Here is a 16,237-nt window from a genome sequence, read left to right on the forward strand (position 1 = left end):
GATTCGTCTTCTGCTTCTCTGCGGTGGCGGCCTCGGAGCTTGCCGACACCAGTTGACGCTTCGCATGCGCCGGCAGGTTGGGCAGCGAGATGTTCTGCGCGATCGACAGGTCAAGCAAAATGCCGGTCAGCTTGCGGTCTTCCGGAACCAGGAAAATGCCATGCGCGACCGCATCGGCCGCCGAACCCAGTACAAGCGGCTTGCCGTCGAGTTCGAGCCCACCGCCAAGCGTGCTGTCGATGCCGAAGAACACCCGCGCCAGTTCGGTGCGGCCGGAGCCGACAAGACCGGCAAGGCCGAGGATTTCACCGCGCCTGATGTCGAGGTCGACCGGCCGGGCAGGGTAGGCGGGGGTGCGGATGGCTTTGGCCGAGAGAGCCGTGGCGCCCGGCGCCCGCGCCGCCTCGGAGGCCTTCTCGCGCTCCTTCAGCATGCGGCCGATCATCAGCTTGACCATCTGGTCGTGGTTGATGGCGCTCTTCGGCAAGGTGCCGGCCAGCATGCCGTCGCGCAGCACCACGACGCGGTCGGCGACGCGCTCGACCTCATGCAGCCGGTGCGAAATGAAGATGACGCTGATGCCATCGGCCTTCAGCGCCTTGATGACGTCGAGCAGCTTGTCGGTTTCGGCAAGCGGCAGGCTCGATGTCGGCTCGTCGAGGATGACCAGCCGTGCCTTGATCGACAGCGCCTTGGCGATCTCGACCATCTGCTGCTGGGCAAGCGACAGCGAGGCAACCGGCGTATCGGCGGAAAAGTTGGCGCCGACACGCTTCAGCAGCGGCGCCACCATTTCGCGCAGCTTGGCGCGGTCGACCAATCTCAGCGGCCCGCCGCGCAACGGCTCGCGGCCGAAGAAGATATTGGCGGCAACATCGAGGTTTTCGAATAGATTGAGTTCCTGGTGGACGAAGGCGATGCCCGACCCCAGGCTGCCTTCGACGGTGAGCCCGTCATGCGCAACGCCGTCGACGGTGATGGCGCCGCTGTCCGGCCTGGTGACGCCGCCGAGGATCTTCATCAAGGTCGACTTGCCGGCGCCGTTTTCGCCGACCAAGCCGATCACCTCTCCCGGCCTGACCTCCATGGAAAAACCATCCAGCGCCACCACGCCCGGATAGGTCTTGCGCACGTTCTCGAGGCCGAGGAACGGGGTGGTTGCGACGATGGATGGGTCGGAATAATTCATCACGCCATATTTGATCAGGCTTGCCAGCAGCCGGTGGGCTACAGACTGACGGGCCTTGGCCGGCCCGTCAACACGATCGCCGGCTCAAGGCGAACCCTGAGCCGGCGCAACTGCTCGTGGTCTCAGTTTCCGGACATCGCCTTCAGATTGGCGGCATAGGTGTCGACATCGTCCTTACCGATGATCTTGGTCGGGATAATGATCAGGCCGCCTTCCGGAATGCCTGATTTGTCGCCCTTGAGATAGGCGGCCATCAGCTTCATGCCCTGATAGGCCCATTCGAAGGGCTGCTGCACGACGGTCGCCGCCACGGTGCCTTCCTTGACGCCGCCCAGCGTGATCGGATCGTCATCGAAGCCGACGACCGTGATCGAGCCGAGCTTCCCGGCGTCGCGCAGCGCTTCATAGATGCGCGGCGTGTTGTAGGAATAGAAGCCGACCATGCAGGTGATGTCGGGGCTGGCGACCAGCGCGTCCTCGACATTCTTCTTGGCGCGCGCCTGGTCGATGTCGTCGCCGCGCACGTCCACCAGTTCGATCTTGCTGCCGGCGAGGCCGTCCTTCATGCCCTGGATGCGTTCCTTGGCATTGTCGGCGCCGAGCAGGCCGACGAAGCCGAGGCACTTGCCGCCGTCCGGCATCGCCTTCTTGGCGATCTCGGCCGCCTGCTTGCCGGCGTCGACATTGGACGAGCCGATATAGGCGACGCGCTTGGTCTGCGGGGCATCGGAGTCGGTGGTGAACAGCGCCGTTTCCGACGCGATCTTGTTCAGACCGTCGGTCGAGGTCTTGGGGTCGACGGCCGAGACCATGATGCCCTTGACGCCGGCGGTCACCAGATCGTCCATCAGCCGCTGCTGGATGGCGACCGAGGACTGCTCGGGATATTTGAGTTCGAGATTGTAGTCGGGCAATTCGGCCTGCGCCTTCTTGACGCCGGCTTCGGCGGCCTTCCAGAAATCGGAAGCGCCGTTGACGACGAAGGCCAGCGTCGGTTTGTCGTCGGCGCGCGCAATGGCTGTCGCGGTCAGGCCAAGCAGCAGGGCTGCGGTGGCCACGGATGCATGTCGTATCAAGGATTTCATGTTCAACCTCCCGTTTTGGCTCAGTCGTCGGACTGAACCGATCTTGCATTCACTGACTTGCCGCTCGCGATTTGGACGCCCTCCTCCTCAGGGGTTCCCGGCGCTGAAGAATGGCGTCGTCGGTCGCGATCACGGACTTTAGAGACTCATCCCGTGCTCGTAAATAGTCTGATTTGTCTGACATATCACATGTCCGAGACCAGGCTTGCGGAGGCAAACCCCGCTCGCCATCGGGCCATTCACGTGCACTTCTCGCCGCACGGGGTCCCACCTGACCGGACACGGCGGATTGACGTTACAGCGTCGTTTTGTATTAGTAAACACTATTAGCAGAGGTCTCGCGCGGACACTCGGCGTGGCCCTAGGTCTAGTTTGCCCGAACAGGTGCAGCACGGCTTCGCGCAAGCAGATGCCTTGCAGTCCTCGAATTTCACGCGGCCCGAAGCGGCATGGCGGCGAACTTCAAAGCTGCTAATAAAGATAAACGCCTTCGACTATTTCCATTGGTCGACGGCGCCACACCATCTTGTCGGTGTGGCAGGCTTGCGACTAGACAGGCTGGGGATTGGGACGCAATGCCATGAGCGAGACGAGGGATCCGGACGACACGGCGAAGCGGCGCAAGGCGCCGGCGAGAGCCGCCAAGGGCGGCCGCGTCACCATGACCGACATCGCCAGGGCAGCCGGTTGCTCGCAGGCGACCGTCTCTTTCGTGCTCAACGATTCGCCCGGCATCCGGCTGTCGCAGCAGACGCGCGAGCGGGTGATCGACGCCGCGCGCTCGCTCGGCTACGCAGCACCCGCCTTCTCGGCGCTGCGCAAACCTGTTCCCGCCTTCGATGGACTTGACGGTGTCATCGGTTTCGCTGTCGACCAGCTGGCGACAAGCCCGGAAGCCGTTGTCGCCATCGAGGGCGCGCGCCAGGCGTCGTGGAACGCCGGCAATGTGTTGCTCGTGGCGCAGACGATGGGCGACTCCGTCATGGAGCCGCGCGCCATTGCGGCGCTCACCAGGCGCGGCATCTCGGCGCTGGTCTACATGACCATCTTCACCCGCGAGATCACGGCACCGGACTTCCTCTACGGCCTCGACATCCCGGTCATCCTGCTCAACTGCTACACGGCCGATTATGCCTTCCTGGCCGTGGTGCCGTCCGAGATCGCCGGCGGCCAGAACTCGACCCGGCATCTGATCGGCCACGGCCACCGCCGCATCGCCACCATCACCGGCGAGCCGTGGATGCAGGCCGCGCAGGACCGGCTGAAAGGCTACCGCAGGGCGCTCGCCACCGCCGACATCCCGTTCGATCCCGAACTGGTGGTCGAGGGCGACTGGTCGGCGAGCGCCGGCTATGCCGCGACCGTGAAGCTTTTGGCGCTGAAAGAGCGCCCGACCGCCATCTTCTGCCAGAACGACCGCACGGCCATCGGCTGCTACGAAGCGCTGAAGGAGGCGGGCCTGCACATCCCGCAGGACATCTCCGTCGTCGGCTATGACGACGAGGAGATCGCCCGCCATCTGTTCCCGCCGCTGACGACATCGATCCTGCCGCACATGGCGATGGGCCAATGGGCGATCGAACAGCTCGAAGTGCCGCCGCCTGCCGGCCGCGGCCGCTATCCCATCACCAAGCTGGAATGCCCGCTGGTCGAGCGGGAGTCGGTGGCAGCTGTGGCTGGATAAAGTTGAACCAGCCCATCCCGATGCAAATCGGGATGGGTCTGTTTGGTGTTTGCGCCTCAGGGCAGGGTCTATCCGGGAACGTGCCGCGGTTAGAACCGCAAGACGACAAAGGAGCGCCTGCGATAGCAGCGCCGGCGCAACCGGCCATGCCGCCAGAACGTGCGGCAGTGCCGTCTCCAGACATGCCGCCTGTGGTGGCGACGATGGTGCCATCGCCGATGCGAGATCTGCTCGACATCGCCCGGGCCTTCGTCGTCATCAAACAAATTGGCATCCTGCTTGTCGAGTTCATCGAGAATGCCGTTACCGATATTGGGAACCCCGGCCACGGCCTCGAGAGGCCGAACCGCGGTAGCAAGCGCCGCGGCCCCCGCAACGCCGAACAATGCTGTCAAGAATGATCGCCGATCCATCAAAACCTCCATCAGCAAGACAAGGCTAACATGACGAGCCTAACACAAAGCAGCTAGAGCGGGTGATACAAAAGGCCAGAGGCGAATCTTTGAGCCGGCCCAAACGGGTGACCGGACGGACGGCAGAGGCTAGCGCAATCCAGGAAAAGTGTGCGCGCTTTCCTTGGGAATTGCGTAAAAACAAACAGATAGAGCGGTTCGCCGTTTCGGCGAAATGCTCTAGCGCAAGGCCGCTACCGGGCGGCGCGCTTCCTTCGGCTCGGCGACCAAGCCATGCGAAATGCCGCCGATGAAAGCGCACAGCCTGAGCGGTTCCGCCTTTCCGCGAAACGCTGAACCGCTCGGCAAAGCTATCTCCCTAAGAAAGCCCGCCACCTTGCGGCAGCGGGCTGGCTGATAAACTGGCGCCCCACCGCAGATGCGATGCTTGCGGTACTCAGCGCCTCGCCAATATCCGGCAGAGCTCCTTCAGGTCGCGATCGTAGGTGCCCTTGCCGCTGAGCACGCTGGCGCAGCGTTTCTTCATCTTGGCGATCTGGCCGGCCGACATGGCGCTGATGGCAACCACCGCCGGTCGCGTCGGCACCGCCGGCGTGTTGGGATCCCNACCACCGCCGGTCGCGCCGGCACCGCCGGCGTGTTGGGATCCCTGGGGCTGGTGGGCGCGGTCGGCGCGCCTATGCCGACCCCGACCCCGGCCGTCACCCCATTGCCCACCCCGACACCGGCGCCGACCCCGACACCGCTGCCGACGGTTGCGCCGACGCCAACCCCGACGCCCGTGCCCACCGATGCGCCGACCCCGGCCGCAACGCCGCTGGTGCCGCCAACCGATGCGCCGACACTAGCGGTGGTGCCGCTGGTGCCGCCGACCGTTGCGCCGACATTGGCGCCCTTGCTGCCGCCGACCGATACGCCGACGCCAAGCCCGCCGCCACTGCCGCCGACCGAAACACCCACCCCACCGCTGCCGCCGATGCCCACACTGAGCCCGCCCGCGCCAGCCGGAAAGCACAAAGCTACGGTAACCGCGCCGCCGGCCAAGACCTTTGTTAAACTTTTAAAGAAACCCATAACGCCGCTCCCCGTGTTGGTTGCCTGGACGCAGGTTGAACAGCATCCGTTACAAATATGATTACGCGAGTGTAGCGTTTTTAGTTTCTGCGAGAATAGGCAGTGCTGGAAATCGTTGTTGTTGTTGCTTAATGTTGTTCGGATAGATATTTGTGGATTGGTGGGGAAAATCGAGGATTTGCGGTTAGCTAGACTCGGAACCTTAGACAGGCAGGACGAGTGCTTGCCTGCGGGAATTTACCGGGCGCATGCCTCAGGTCATCTTGCGAAGCCGCTTCCCGAGGCTGAGGTGGACAGAATGGACCCTCAAGAATGGGGCTCGTACTGCAGAAAAGGGGACGACCCAAGAAACCCGCGACGATCTCCACCGATGTCGGTCGCGTTGAGCTCGTTCCGCTGCTCGCAGTCGACGGCGTCAGCGCTACCCTTGCGGGCATACCTTCGCCCCGTTTGGCGTTTCTGCCCTTTGGATCGGATGCCGATCGTCCGCTGGCGTTTCGAATCTCTTCAACTTACGCCGAGTTTCGCAAATCCACTTTAATCCCGGCTAACGTTCGAAGGGTTCGCCAAGCGAGGCGACACCGTTCAGCCTGAGCAAGCGGCGGTCCGCCGAGATGACACCGAGCACGACGATCGTAACGAGATAGGGAAGGCTGGAAAGCAGTTGCGATGGCAAGTCCAGACCGATCGCCTGGGCGGCGAGGCTCATCAGCGAAACCGCACCGAAGAGGCAGGCACCCAGGAAGATGCGGCCAGCGAGCCACGTACCAAAGACAACGAGTGCGATCGCGATCCAGCCACGTCCGGCAATCATACCGTCCGCCCAAAGGGGCGTGTACACCGCCGCCGCATAGGCGCCGGCAAAACCCGCCATCATGCCACCAAAAGCTATGGCCGCGATACGGATAGCGATGACCGGATAGCCGATGGCATGGGCTGCCTTGGGATTCTCGCCGATTGCCCTCACGACAAGGCCGACTCTCGTATAGGCAAACATCGCCCAGATCGCAAACGTCACGGCAAGGGAAAGCCATACGACGATGTCCTGGACAAACAGCCTGCCGACTACCGGGATTTCCGAGAGGCCGGGAAAGGCAAGTTTCGGGAGCCCCTTCACCGTCAAGCTCTCGTAGCTTTTGCCGAACAGCGCCGAAAGGCCTTGGCCGAGAATGCCGATCGCAAGGCCTGTCGCGACCTGGTTTGCCCGGAATCCGAGTGCCAGCACTGCAAAGACGAGGGACAGGACGGCGCTACCGAGGCCGGCGGCAACGAACCCCAGCAGGTGTCCACCGCCGTGGTAGACGACGATGAACGCGAGCACCGCGCCGAGGGCCATCAGGCCCTCTACGCCGAGGTTAAGAACACCGGCGCGCTCGACCACCAACTCGCCGAGTGCGGCAAGGAGAAAGGGGGTTGCCGCTGCGAGCATGCCCGAAATAATGAACTCGACGGCGTTCATGGCTGGCTCAGGTGATGGGGGCGGCGCCACTCGATGCGGTAGCGCACGAAGGCCACAGCGCCGAGATAGGCGAGCAGCAAGCTGCCTTGGAAGACGCGGACGGCGGCGATCGGCAGGTTTGCCGACACCATCGCATTGTCGCCGCCGATATAGAGGACAGCCATCAAGAGCGCGGAAAAGATGATGCCGACTGGATGCAAGCCGCCGAGATAGGCGACAATGATGGCCGCATAACCGTAGCCGGTCGAGATCGAGCGCTGCAGCTGGCCGAGCGGACCCGCGACTTCCGCCGCGCCTGCCAGTCCCGCCGCCATGCCACCGATCAGAAGCGATAGCCAAATCGCACGCCCTTCGCTGAAGCCGGCGTAACCGGCCGCGCGCGGGGCAAGGCCGCCGACCTTGAGCTTATACCCCATGAAGCTTCGCTGCATGAAAACCCAGGCCACCAGCGAGAGCGCAAGTGTGATGAGCAGCGAGACGTTGACGCGGGTACCGGTGATCAGGGTCGGCACCATCGCGTCGTTCTGAAACATGACGGATTGTGGGAAATTGAAGCCGGCCGGGTCCTTCCATGGGCCGAGCAGCAGGTAGTTGAGGACTTGCGCCGCAACGAGGCTCAGCATCAAGGAGACCAGGATCTCGTTCGCATTGAGCCTGACGCGCCAGAAGGCGGTGATAGATGCCCAAAGTGCACCGCCGAGGGCACCGAGAAGCAGCATCAGCGGCCAGATCCACTGCCCGGTCGCCTGCGGAAACCAGACGGGGATCGCCGAGGCGAAAATAGCGCCCAGGATAAACTGACCCTCCGCGCCGATGTTGAACACTTTTGCGCGGAAACCGATCGCCAGCCCCTGCGCAATGAGGAGAAGAGGCCCCGCCTTCAGCAGCACCTCCGCGAACGATGCCCAGGAGAGGAACGGCTCGAGAAGCATCGCGTACAGGACGGCCGCCGGATCTCGGCCTATCAGCACATAAAGGCCCAGATTGAGGATGATCGCCATGCCAAGCGCGGCAGCCGGGGCCAGCATGGCCGCGACGAGCGAGGCATGCTCCCGGCGGACGAGCGCGGGGAGGAACGGCGCGGCCCAAACGCTCATGCAGGAACCTTCTCTGGCGAGGCATGTGCTCCGATCATGTATCTGCCGATGTCTTCGGGGCGCGTGTCCCGCGTGACCAGAGGCGGACTCAGCATTCCATGATGGAGCACCTGGATGAAATCGCAGAGTTCGAAAAGTTCCTCGAGTTCCTCGGAAATTACGAGGATCGCCACGCCCAGGTTGCGCAACGCGATGAGCCGCCTTCTGATGGCGGATGCAGCGCCAATGTCTACACCCCAGGTCGGCTGCGCCACGAAAAGCAGTTTTGGCGACAGCATCATCTCGCGACCGACGATGAATTTCTGCAAGTTGCCGCCGGACAGCGAGCCCGCTTCGGCATCCGGGCCGGAGGCGCGAACGTCGTACCGACGGATGCATTCGCTGGTGAAAGCCGTCGCTCCGGCGCTGTTGATGAGGCCGCGCCTCACGAGATCGAAAGGATGGGCGGTAAGAACGGTGTTGAGCACGAGCGACATTTCAGGGACCGCGCCACGTCCCAGCCGGTCTTCGGGCACGAAGGCGAAGCCAAATCTCCTGCGCGCGGCCGCATCGAGTGTGCCTACGTCGCGGCCCATCATATAGATCCGGTCGCGTTGTTCCTTCAGCAGCATCGCTTCGCCCGAGATGAGCGCGGCAAGTTCGCCTTGGCCATTGCCCGATATTCCGGCTATGCCAAGAATCTCGCCTGATCGTACCGTAAGGCTGATGCCGGAGAGCGGCGTGGCAAAGGGGTCGTCCGGCGTGTAGTCCATGCCGATTATTTCCAGCCGCTTCTCCCCCTCGGGCATGGCCAACGCGGGCATCACCTCCGGCATGTCGCGGCCGATCATCATGCGGGCGAGGTCGTGCGCATCATAGTCGCGTGGGTCGACGGTGCCGATAACGCGCCCTCCACGCAGAACGGTCGCCTGGTCACAGATCGTGCGAATTTCCTCCAGCTTGTGGGAGATGAACAGGATGGACACGCCGCGGTCGCGAAGGCGCCTGAGCGTGTCGAACAGCTTCTTCACCGCCTGCGGCGGCAAGACCGAGGTCGGCTCGTCGAGAATGAGCAGCTTCGGGTCCGTCATCAGGCAGCGGATGATCTCCACCCGCTGCCGTTCGCCGACCGAGAGCGCGTGCACATCGGCGAGAGGATCTACTTCAAGGCCGAAATCCTGGCCGAGGCTGCGGATGCGCCCCGCCAGCTCCGCCTTGCCGCCGGGGACGACGAGCTGGATGTTCTCGACGACAGTCAGCGTCTCGAACAGCGAGAAATGCTGAAAGACCATGCCGATGCCCCTGCGCCGTGCCTCAGCCGGCGAGGCAAGGCGCAGAGGCTCTCCGTTCCAGACGACGGTGCCTTCGTCCGGCTGTTCAACGCCATAGATGAGCTTCATCAGCGTCGATTTGCCCGCCCCATTCTCCCCGAGGATCGCATGGATCGATTGGGGCGCCACGTCCAGATCGATGGCTTCGTTAGCCCGGATCTGGCCGTAGCTCTTCGAGATGCCGCGGAGCGACAGAAGGGGCGGGGTCATGACTTACTTCGGCAGCGGTGTGGTGACACCCTTGACGTGCCAGTCCATCGCGACGATCTCGGGATCCGCTATCGTCGCACCGGCGGCGGCGGCTTCGCTGCCGTCGGCCTTGGTGATTGGACCTGTGAAGGGCGAGAAGCTGCCGTCGGCGATCTTCGCCGCCACTTCCTTGATCTTCGTCATCGTGTCGGCTGGGATATCTGAGTTCCAGTCCACGACCTCCACCACCTTTTCGGCGACGCCGAGGAAGGTGTTGGCGCCCTTGAAAGTTCCGGCGAGATGGGCATCCACGGAAGCCTTGAAGAAGGGCGACCAGTCCGTCGCGATGCAGCCGAGATATTTCTTCGGTGCATATTTCTTCATCGACGAATTGAGATTGAACGCATAGACGCCAGCCTCCTCGCAGGCCGAGATCACGGAGGGTGTGTCCTGCGCGTTCGAGAAGATCACGTCGCAGTTCTGTGCCATCAGCGCCTTGGCGGCTTCCTGTTCCTTGGCCGGGTCGAACCAGGAGTTCACCCAGACGACCGATACCTCGATATCGGGATTTACGGTCTGTGCGCCGAGCGTGAATGCGTTGATCGAGGTGATCAGCTCCGGAATGGCGAAGGCCGAGACGGAGCCGACCTTGCCGGTCTTGGAAAGAGCTGCGGCGGCTATGCCGAGCAGGTAAGTGCCCTGGAAATACTTCGCCGCGAAGGGCGAGAAATTCGGCGCGGTCTGGAAGCCGGAGGCATGCAGCACGGTGACCGCAGGATCGCGGCGGGCGATCTGTAATGCACCATTCTGGTAGCCGAATGAGCCGGCGATCAGGAACTTGTTACCGTCGGCGACGGTCTTGTTCATGATCCGGTCGGCGTCCGGCCCTTCGGCGATGTTCTCGATCACGGTGATCTTCACCTTGTCGCCGTATGCGGCCTTGACCGGCTCGAGCCCGGCGGCGAGCGCATGGCCCCAGCCGACATCGCCGACCGGCGACGGGAGCACGAGCGTGATACCGAGCGGCTCGTCGGCCGCAAAGGCGGGACGGCTGCCAAGCGCGCCGGCAAGCCCTGTCGCGGCAAGGCCCTTCATCAGAGTTCTGCGGGTCAGATAGTTCAGCATGTCAGTTCCCCTGTCTTAAGTTGTTAGAATTCCACCGCGGCAAAGGCGGCTTCCGCGTCCGCAGCAAGCCGGGCCTCGTTCAGCCCGGTAAACGCACCCTTCTCCCAGACGATGCGGCCGTTGATCATGGTCATGTCGGTGGGCATGCCGATGCCGACCTTGGCGATCAGGCTCAATGGATCGTGGCGCGTGCCGACATAATCCATGCGGCGCGTGTCGATCGCGAAGAGGTCGGCGGCCATGCCGGGCGACAGTCGGCCGATGTCATTGCGGCCCAGAAGCGCGGCCCCGCCCGTTGTCGCATAGCCGAGGAAATCGACCGGCGCAGGCACGGGATGAGCGCGCGTCGAGGCCGCCAGGCATTGCAGCATGTAGGCGGAATGGATGCAGTGCATGAGGTTGGAATTGTCGTTCGAGGCAGCACCGTCGCAGCCGAGACCGACGCGCAGGCCAAAGGCGGACATGGCGGGAATATCAGTCACCTCCGCACCCACCAGATAGACCGGCTCCGGGCAATGCGAGACACCGGTGCCGCTCGCCGCCATCAGCCGCAGTTCGTCATGCGTCAGCTCCCAGCAATGGGCATAGAAAGTGTCTCGGCCGGCAAATCCGAGGTCCTCGAGATAGTCCACCGTACGCATGCCATGGCGGGCCTCGATGATCGGGCTTTCGCCCTCGCCGACATGGGTGTGCATCCGCACCCCGCGATCACGCGCCAGCGAAACCGATTCCACGAAGGTCTCGCGGTAGCAGTTGACCGGCTGGCAGGGAGCGACCACGACCTGACGCATGCTGAAGGGACTGGTGTCGTGATAAGTGTCGATGAGGCGTGCGCAGTCGGCAATGAATTCGTCCGTGGTCTCCAGCATCTCGTCTGGAATGGTCGAGCCTTCCGATTTTGGCAGCGTGTTGCCGCCGCGGCCGGCATGGAAACGCATGCCGAGAAGATCGGCCGCTTCGAACTGCCGGTCGATGAGCCGTTTTCCGGCATGGCGCGGAAAATTGTACTGGTGGTCGAAGGCCGTCGTGCAACCGTGCTTTATCATCTCTGCCATAGCCGTGATCGAGGCGTGGTAGAAACAATCCTCGTTGAGCCGGGAGAAGATCGGATAGATCCGGTCGAGCCATTCGATGACCGACAGCTTCGTCCAGTCGAGTTCGGCACGGTTGCGCACAAAGCACTGAAAGAAGTGATGGTGCGTGTTGACGAGGCCGGGATAGACGAACCAGCCGTCGGCGTCCTGCACGATAGTACCGGCCGGCAACTCGCTTCTGTGCAGGCCTTGCCCGATTGCCTCGATCTGCGGGCCATTCGTCAGCACATCGACATTGCGCCGGACGCTCGGACCCCTGCCCTCGTCGGTGATGACCGCTGCGCAATTCTTCAGGAGATAGCCGGTCACCTCACGCCTCGTCCAGCATGGGTCGCGGTTCGGGCTTCAACTCGTGCAGCCGGTGGATACCGGGCATCTCGATGAAATTGTCGAGGCTGCGGAGCGCTCGCGACCAGAGCCGGATCGTGGGATACGAATCGAGGGAAACGCCGCCGTCGGGCGCGAGCGCGACATAGGGAAAGCAAGCAATGTCGGCAATCGTCGGCCGGTCGGAAGCGAGAAACCGGTCGCCACGCATTTTTTGTTCGAAGAGGCCGGCTTCCAGCTCACGTAGTGCCGCTATGCCATTGGCCTGAAGCGCACCGATGTCACCGGGGCGCAGCAGCATCTCATGCAGGCGCGCGCCGCCGAGGTTGGCGGTCAGCCTGTGCGAGAAGGAAAGCCATTGCTGGATGCGCGCCGTCTCCTCGGGGGCGCCGCTGCCGAGCCAGGCCGGTGCTGCCTTCGCGGCGAGATAGCCAAGCATGGCGGAAGACTCGGTCAGGATCAGGTCGCCGTCTTCAAGGATCGGGATGGAGCCTCCCGGATTAAGCGCCATAAGCTCGGGGCCACGATGCTCGGCGCCGGGATGGAAGTCGACCGGGCGGATTTCGAGCTTCACACCTGACAGCGTCGCCATCAGGCGCACCTTGTAGCAACTTGGGGAGAGGATGTAGTCGTAAAGCTTCACTGTGCCACCAATTGCGCGCCGTAGGTATAATTGTGGCGCTTCAGCCAGCGGCGATAGGCGACCGAGGTCAGGTCGGCGCGCGTCGGGATTTCCATGCCGGGATCGAGCGGCAGAAGACGCGGGATCTGGTTTTCGAGGATCGAGCGGTCCTGCAGGAAAATCGTCTGCTGGAAATGGATGAGGTCGGTCTGTGGCGTCTCGTCATCGAAAAGCGCCATCCACGGCCAGACGTCGCAGAGATCCTCGGCAAGCGGTTGGACGAATAGCGTAATGACATCCCATTCGCCCGGGCGCGGCGGGCAGGTCTTGTAGAGGACTGAGCAGGTCGGAGCCGGCACGCGGTACATGTATTCCGTCGTGATACCTCCGCTCGCGGATTTCGCCGCCTGCGGCTGGTAGAACTTCACCTGGGTCGCCCAGACCTCGTCCTCTTCCTCGCGGATCTCGACCTTGTAGTTTTCGACCTCGGTATGCGGCTCCGAGCCGAGGATGTCGGTATGGACGAAGGGGAAGTGTGCGATGTCGAGGAAGTTCTCGACGGCGCGGAGCGGCGAGCAGCGCACCCGCACCACGCCGACATCGACGAAGCGGCGCCCGGGCTGGTCTGCCTCGGGAATCGGGAAGACCGGTTTCTTCGGTTCGCCGAGCGACGACCAGATATGGCCATAGCGCACCGAAACCGGCAGCACGCGCCCGTTTTCGCCTGTCACTTTCGCCGCGCCATCGGCGTCGAGCGCAACCTTGATCGGCTCGTCCATCAGGGTGGTCTCGCGCCCATAGCGGTCGAGCCGGCTGAAAAGCCCGACCGGATACCATTCGTCGCGCATCGCATCGTCGATCATGGCACAGCCCCTTTCGCCTCGATCCCTTCGGCCATGCGCCGAAGGCTCTCGGCGGCTCGCGAGGCGGCGATGCGCTCGGACGCATCGCAATCGGCTGGAACAAGGACGTGGATCAGCGTCTCGCCGGCTTCCTGCGGGATAGGCACCAGGCGGATTGCCGGCGCGCCGGGCGCCTGCCAGACGTATCCTTCAACGGTGGCCTTCGTACCGGCAGCGACCGAGAGTGCCGAACATCCGGCGCGGGCCGTCAATGAACGGAGCGGGACGTAACCCTCAAAAAGGGGTGGCTTGCCGTCAGGCTCTCCATCAGCGACCCAGATGATCCCGCCCGCCTCTTCGACCAACCGGGTCGCAACGCGAATCGTCTCCGGCGGCGTGAGGCTGGGATGGGCAGGAATGCGCAGGCACTGACCGGCCTGCGAATAGGTCCAGCCGTGATAGATGCAGGAGAGCGCCTCGCCGCGCACGAAGCCATGGGAGAGGCGCATGCCGCGATGCGGACAGCGATCCGCCGATGCCGCCAAGCGCCCCGATTGGCTTCGCCAGAGGGCAATGGGACCGGCGGGCGTCCGCCCCGGCATTACCTGTCCTGTTGGCAGATCCTGGGAAAGGGCGACCGGCACCCAGGTGTCCGTCTTGTCGGACAGCATGACCTTACTTTCCGTACTGATACTACTGTTTCCCGACCAGAGAGATGCCGGCGCAAGGAGTTGGCGAACCGCTCGATGCGGCTGACGTATGCATAATTATTTCGCAATTGCAATATTGATTAAATTAAGTGCAAACGGAGGGTAACCACACGCAAAGCTATATGTTTTTTTGCTCGACAGGCGCGCGGTCGATCGTCTCGACCCAGACTTCAATGGGCCCAAGCGAACATCCCATCTCCATCATGTCGATCAGTTCCGCCGCACCGGCAATATCGAGTTCGATGCGATCGGTGCTTGCATGAGCGATGTGGTGCGCGAGACCGAGCTTGGCCGCATGGCGCATGATCCAGGGCAGGAAGGACGCGGGTTCGAGGTGGCCGCGAATGGTCATCCGCTCATGCAAGCGGTGTTGACTTTGCTTCATCACGAACGGAACGCGCGCCTTGGTGTCACGGTCAGCAGCATAGCGTCTGACTGAACGGGCGGAAGTGGTAATCGACGCGCCAATAACACCGAATATCGACTGATCGCCCGTGCCTAGACCCGGGCACTCATGCATGTCGCCCAGAAGTGAGCCGCGGTCCTGGGACAACGACATGCATTAAAACAAAGACTTCAAGCGCGTCGCATGGATCCGTTCAGCGTGACGCGCTTTAGGGTTATCTGAGCTATTGTAATACATCGGTAAGTGGCGCACCCGACAGGATTCGAACCTGTGACCTCTGCCTTCGGAGGGCAGCGCTCTATCCAGCTGAGCTACGGGTGCCTTCAGGGAACCTGAAAACGAACCAGCCGATAGGCCGGCCAGCCACGGCTTCTTAGCGGAAGCCGGCGCGGGCTTCAACGGGCAATTGGCGTGGCGATATTTTCGAAGCCGCCTTGCGCGGCCTGGCAAGTTCGCGTCCGCCCTGCAGCCTCAGCCCGGGACTCACCCCGCCACCTCCACCTTCGCCACCCGCCTGCGCACCCTGCGCGGCGCCCGCTTCGCCTTCTTCGCGCCGGTCAGTTCATGCATCGCGTCCAGCTGCATCTGCTGCATTTCGGCCAGCCGCGTCCATTGGCGCGAGATCAGATAGTCGAGCTTTTCGTGCAAATGGCGCACTTCCAGCTCGGCTTTCAGGTTCACCCGGTAGTCGTTGAACGAGCGCAGGCGGTCCTTGGCCTCCGTCCGTCTCTGGCTCATCATGATGATCGGCGCCTGGATGGCGGCGATACAGGAGAGCAGCAGGTTGAGCAGGATGAAGGGGTAGGGGTCGAAGGCGCTGCTCACGCCCGCGATCAAATTGATGCCGATCCACACCGCAAGCACGCTGCCGAACGAGATCAGGAACCACCAGCTGCCGCCGAAAGATCGGAAGAGCACACGTNGATCAAATTGATGCCGATCCACACCGCAAGCACGCTGCCGAACGAGATCAGGAACCACCAGCTGCCGCCGAAAGCCGCCATGTTGTCGGAGACGCGGTCGGCGAACGAGCGGTGCTCCTCGAACTCCTCTTCCGAGTTTTCCGAAATCGTGTCCTGCCTGGCGATCGATTCGACCACCTGGCGGTCGAGCTCGGAGAATTCGCCATGCTCCTGCTGCAGCAGCTCCTCCATGTAGCGCATGCGGTAGCGGCCGAGCTCCTCGCGGCTGATGCGGGCGCCGCGCGGCAGGTCCGGATGATCGGAGCGGATGCGGTCGGCCAGGCTTGGCCGCAGGTCGTCGATGCGCACCAGGTCGCGCTTGCGGAATTTGCGGCCCGATATCGCCGACGGCTTTCGCTTCGGCTTCAGGCGGCCATGGGGTTCGGAGTCCGGCACATCGGGCGCTTCCAGCGCCTCGTCGGCAACCAGCTCGGCGTCGTGGGCGGGCGGCGCCTCGAAATACTCGCCGCCGCTGTCGTTTTCATTGTCGGCCTGTTCGGATGGTTTTGGGCTCATGATGCCGGCTCCTGCTGTCGCGCCCACGATACGCCAAGGCGAGGCGGCATAGCCACTGTGGCGGTGAAGATTGGGGGCTTGTGCATGCTTGTGATGAATGCCTGCTGCAATTGCCTGTGGCAGCGCAGCCCCC

The 16,237-nt window shown here is 63.1% G+C and carries 14 protein-coding genes, 1 tRNA gene and 1 pseudogene; 2 read left to right on the top strand and 14 right to left on the bottom strand.

Annotation, left to right across the window (positions count from 1 at the left end; all coding sequences use genetic code 11):
* Positions 1-1,189 (bottom strand): sugar ABC transporter ATP-binding protein (locus tag X771_RS144755; RefSeq protein ID WP_023689135.1); only part of this gene is annotated, 1,189 nt, incomplete at its 3' end.
* A 122-nt stretch (positions 1,190-1,311) separates the two neighbouring features.
* A complete protein-coding gene (locus X771_RS144750; RefSeq protein WP_023672352.1) occupies positions 1,312-2,274 on the bottom strand; it encodes a sugar-binding protein in 963 nt (320 codons plus the stop codon).
* A 580-nt stretch (positions 2,275-2,854) separates the two neighbouring features.
* Here X771_RS144750 and X771_RS144745 point away from each other — a divergent pair.
* Positions 2,855-3,958 (top strand): LacI family DNA-binding transcriptional regulator, encoded by a 1,104-nt coding sequence (locus X771_RS144745; protein WP_031202898.1) that lies wholly within the window; start codon positions 2,855-2,857, stop codon positions 3,956-3,958.
* 146 nt (positions 3,959-4,104) lie between these two features.
* The gene (locus tag X771_RS1000000168845; protein WP_198025848.1) at positions 4,105-4,359 is read left to right on the top strand and encodes a hypothetical protein; all 255 of its coding nucleotides are present in this window, start codon (positions 4,105-4,107) and stop codon (positions 4,357-4,359) included.
* 448 nt (positions 4,360-4,807) lie between these two features.
* On the opposite strand, the gene X771_RS1000000169275 is transcribed toward X771_RS1000000168845, so the two are convergent.
* The 12 genes and pseudogenes from X771_RS1000000169275 to X771_RS01000000165200 all read right to left on the bottom strand — a co-directional run bounded on the left by X771_RS1000000169275 (position 4,808) and on the right by X771_RS01000000165200 (position 16,104).
* Positions 4,808-4,957 (bottom strand): hypothetical protein, encoded by a 150-nt coding sequence (locus tag X771_RS1000000169275; protein ID WP_155924274.1) that lies wholly within the window; start codon positions 4,955-4,957, stop codon positions 4,808-4,810.
* Between the two features lie 1,035 nt (positions 4,958-5,992).
* Positions 5,993-6,904: an ABC transporter permease gene (locus tag X771_RS144735; protein WP_023689141.1), complete on the bottom strand. Its 912-nt coding sequence runs from the start codon at positions 6,902-6,904 to the stop codon at positions 5,993-5,995.
* Positions 6,901-8,001, bottom strand: a complete 1,101-nt coding sequence (locus X771_RS144730) for an ABC transporter permease (RefSeq protein ID WP_023689142.1) — start codon at positions 7,999-8,001, stop codon at positions 6,901-6,903. The genes X771_RS144735 and X771_RS144730 overlap by 4 nt, the downstream gene beginning before the upstream one ends.
* Positions 7,998-9,521 carry an ABC transporter ATP-binding protein gene (locus X771_RS144725; RefSeq protein WP_023689143.1) on the bottom strand — a complete coding sequence of 508 codons (1,524 nt, stop codon included), beginning with the start codon at positions 9,519-9,521 and terminating at the stop codon, positions 7,998-8,000. The genes X771_RS144730 and X771_RS144725 overlap by 4 nt, the downstream gene beginning before the upstream one ends.
* A 3-nt stretch (positions 9,522-9,524) precedes the next feature.
* Positions 9,525-10,622 (bottom strand): BMP family ABC transporter substrate-binding protein, encoded by a 1,098-nt coding sequence (locus X771_RS144720; protein WP_196814159.1) that lies wholly within the window; start codon positions 10,620-10,622, stop codon positions 9,525-9,527.
* Positions 10,623-10,648: 26 nt separating this feature from the next.
* The gene (locus X771_RS144715) at positions 10,649-12,028 is read right to left on the bottom strand and encodes an amidohydrolase (protein ID WP_023689144.1); all 1,380 of its coding nucleotides are present in this window, start codon (positions 12,026-12,028) and stop codon (positions 10,649-10,651) included.
* A gap of 1 nt (position 12,029) precedes the next feature.
* Positions 12,030-12,689, bottom strand: coding sequence for a glutathione S-transferase family protein (locus X771_RS144710; protein ID WP_023689145.1), 660 nt, complete (start codon positions 12,687-12,689; stop codon positions 12,030-12,032).
* Complete coding sequence (locus X771_RS144705) at positions 12,686-13,531, bottom strand: aromatic ring-hydroxylating dioxygenase subunit alpha (RefSeq protein WP_023689146.1); 846 nt, start codon at positions 13,529-13,531, stop codon at positions 12,686-12,688. The genes X771_RS144710 and X771_RS144705 overlap by 4 nt, the downstream gene beginning before the upstream one ends.
* A complete protein-coding gene (locus X771_RS144700; RefSeq protein ID WP_023689147.1) occupies positions 13,528-14,181 on the bottom strand; it encodes a Rieske 2Fe-2S domain-containing protein in 654 nt (217 codons plus the stop codon). The genes X771_RS144705 and X771_RS144700 overlap by 4 nt, the downstream gene beginning before the upstream one ends.
* A gap of 157 nt (positions 14,182-14,338) precedes the next feature.
* Positions 14,339-14,605, bottom strand: coding sequence for an acylphosphatase (locus X771_RS144695; protein WP_023689148.1), 267 nt, complete (start codon positions 14,603-14,605; stop codon positions 14,339-14,341).
* A gap of 265 nt (positions 14,606-14,870) precedes the next feature.
* Positions 14,871-14,947 (bottom strand) — tRNA-Arg (locus X771_RS144690).
* A gap of 162 nt (positions 14,948-15,109) precedes the next feature.
* A pseudogene (locus tag X771_RS01000000165200) lies at positions 15,110-16,104 on the bottom strand (DUF1003 domain-containing protein).
* Positions 16,105-16,237 lie beyond the last annotated feature (133 nt).

The organism is Mesorhizobium sp. LSJC269B00, assembly GCF_000502815.1.
In the GTDB taxonomy this organism is placed as follows: Bacteria; Pseudomonadota; Alphaproteobacteria; order Rhizobiales; family Rhizobiaceae; genus Mesorhizobium.

Coding starts and splice junctions, on each gene's coding strand:
- X771_RS144745 (WP_031202898.1), top strand. CDS start 2,855: ATGAGCGAGACGAGGGATCCGGACGACACGGCGAAGCGGCGCAAGGCG.
- X771_RS1000000168845 (WP_198025848.1), top strand. CDS start 4,105: ATGCCGCCAGAACGTGCGGCAGTGCCGTCTCCAGACATGCCGCCTGTG.
- X771_RS144750 (WP_023672352.1), bottom strand. CDS start 2,274: ATGAAATCCTTGATACGACATGCATCCGTGGCCACCGCAGCCCTGCTG.
- X771_RS144735 (WP_023689141.1), bottom strand. CDS start 6,904: ATGAACGCCGTCGAGTTCATTATTTCGGGCATGCTCGCAGCGGCAACC.
- X771_RS144705 (WP_023689146.1), bottom strand. CDS start 13,531: ATGATCGACGATGCGATGCGCGACGAATGGTATCCGGTCGGGCTTTTC.
- X771_RS144730 (WP_023689142.1), bottom strand. CDS start 8,001: ATGAGCGTTTGGGCCGCGCCGTTCCTCCCCGCGCTCGTCCGCCGGGAG.
- X771_RS144695 (WP_023689148.1), bottom strand. CDS start 14,605: ATGAAGCAAAGTCAACACCGCTTGCATGAGCGGATGACCATTCGCGGC.
- X771_RS144725 (WP_023689143.1), bottom strand. CDS start 9,521: ATGACCCCGCCCCTTCTGTCGCTCCGCGGCATCTCGAAGAGCTACGGC.
- X771_RS144700 (WP_023689147.1), bottom strand. CDS start 14,181: ATGCTGTCCGACAAGACGGACACCTGGGTGCCGGTCGCCCTTTCCCAG.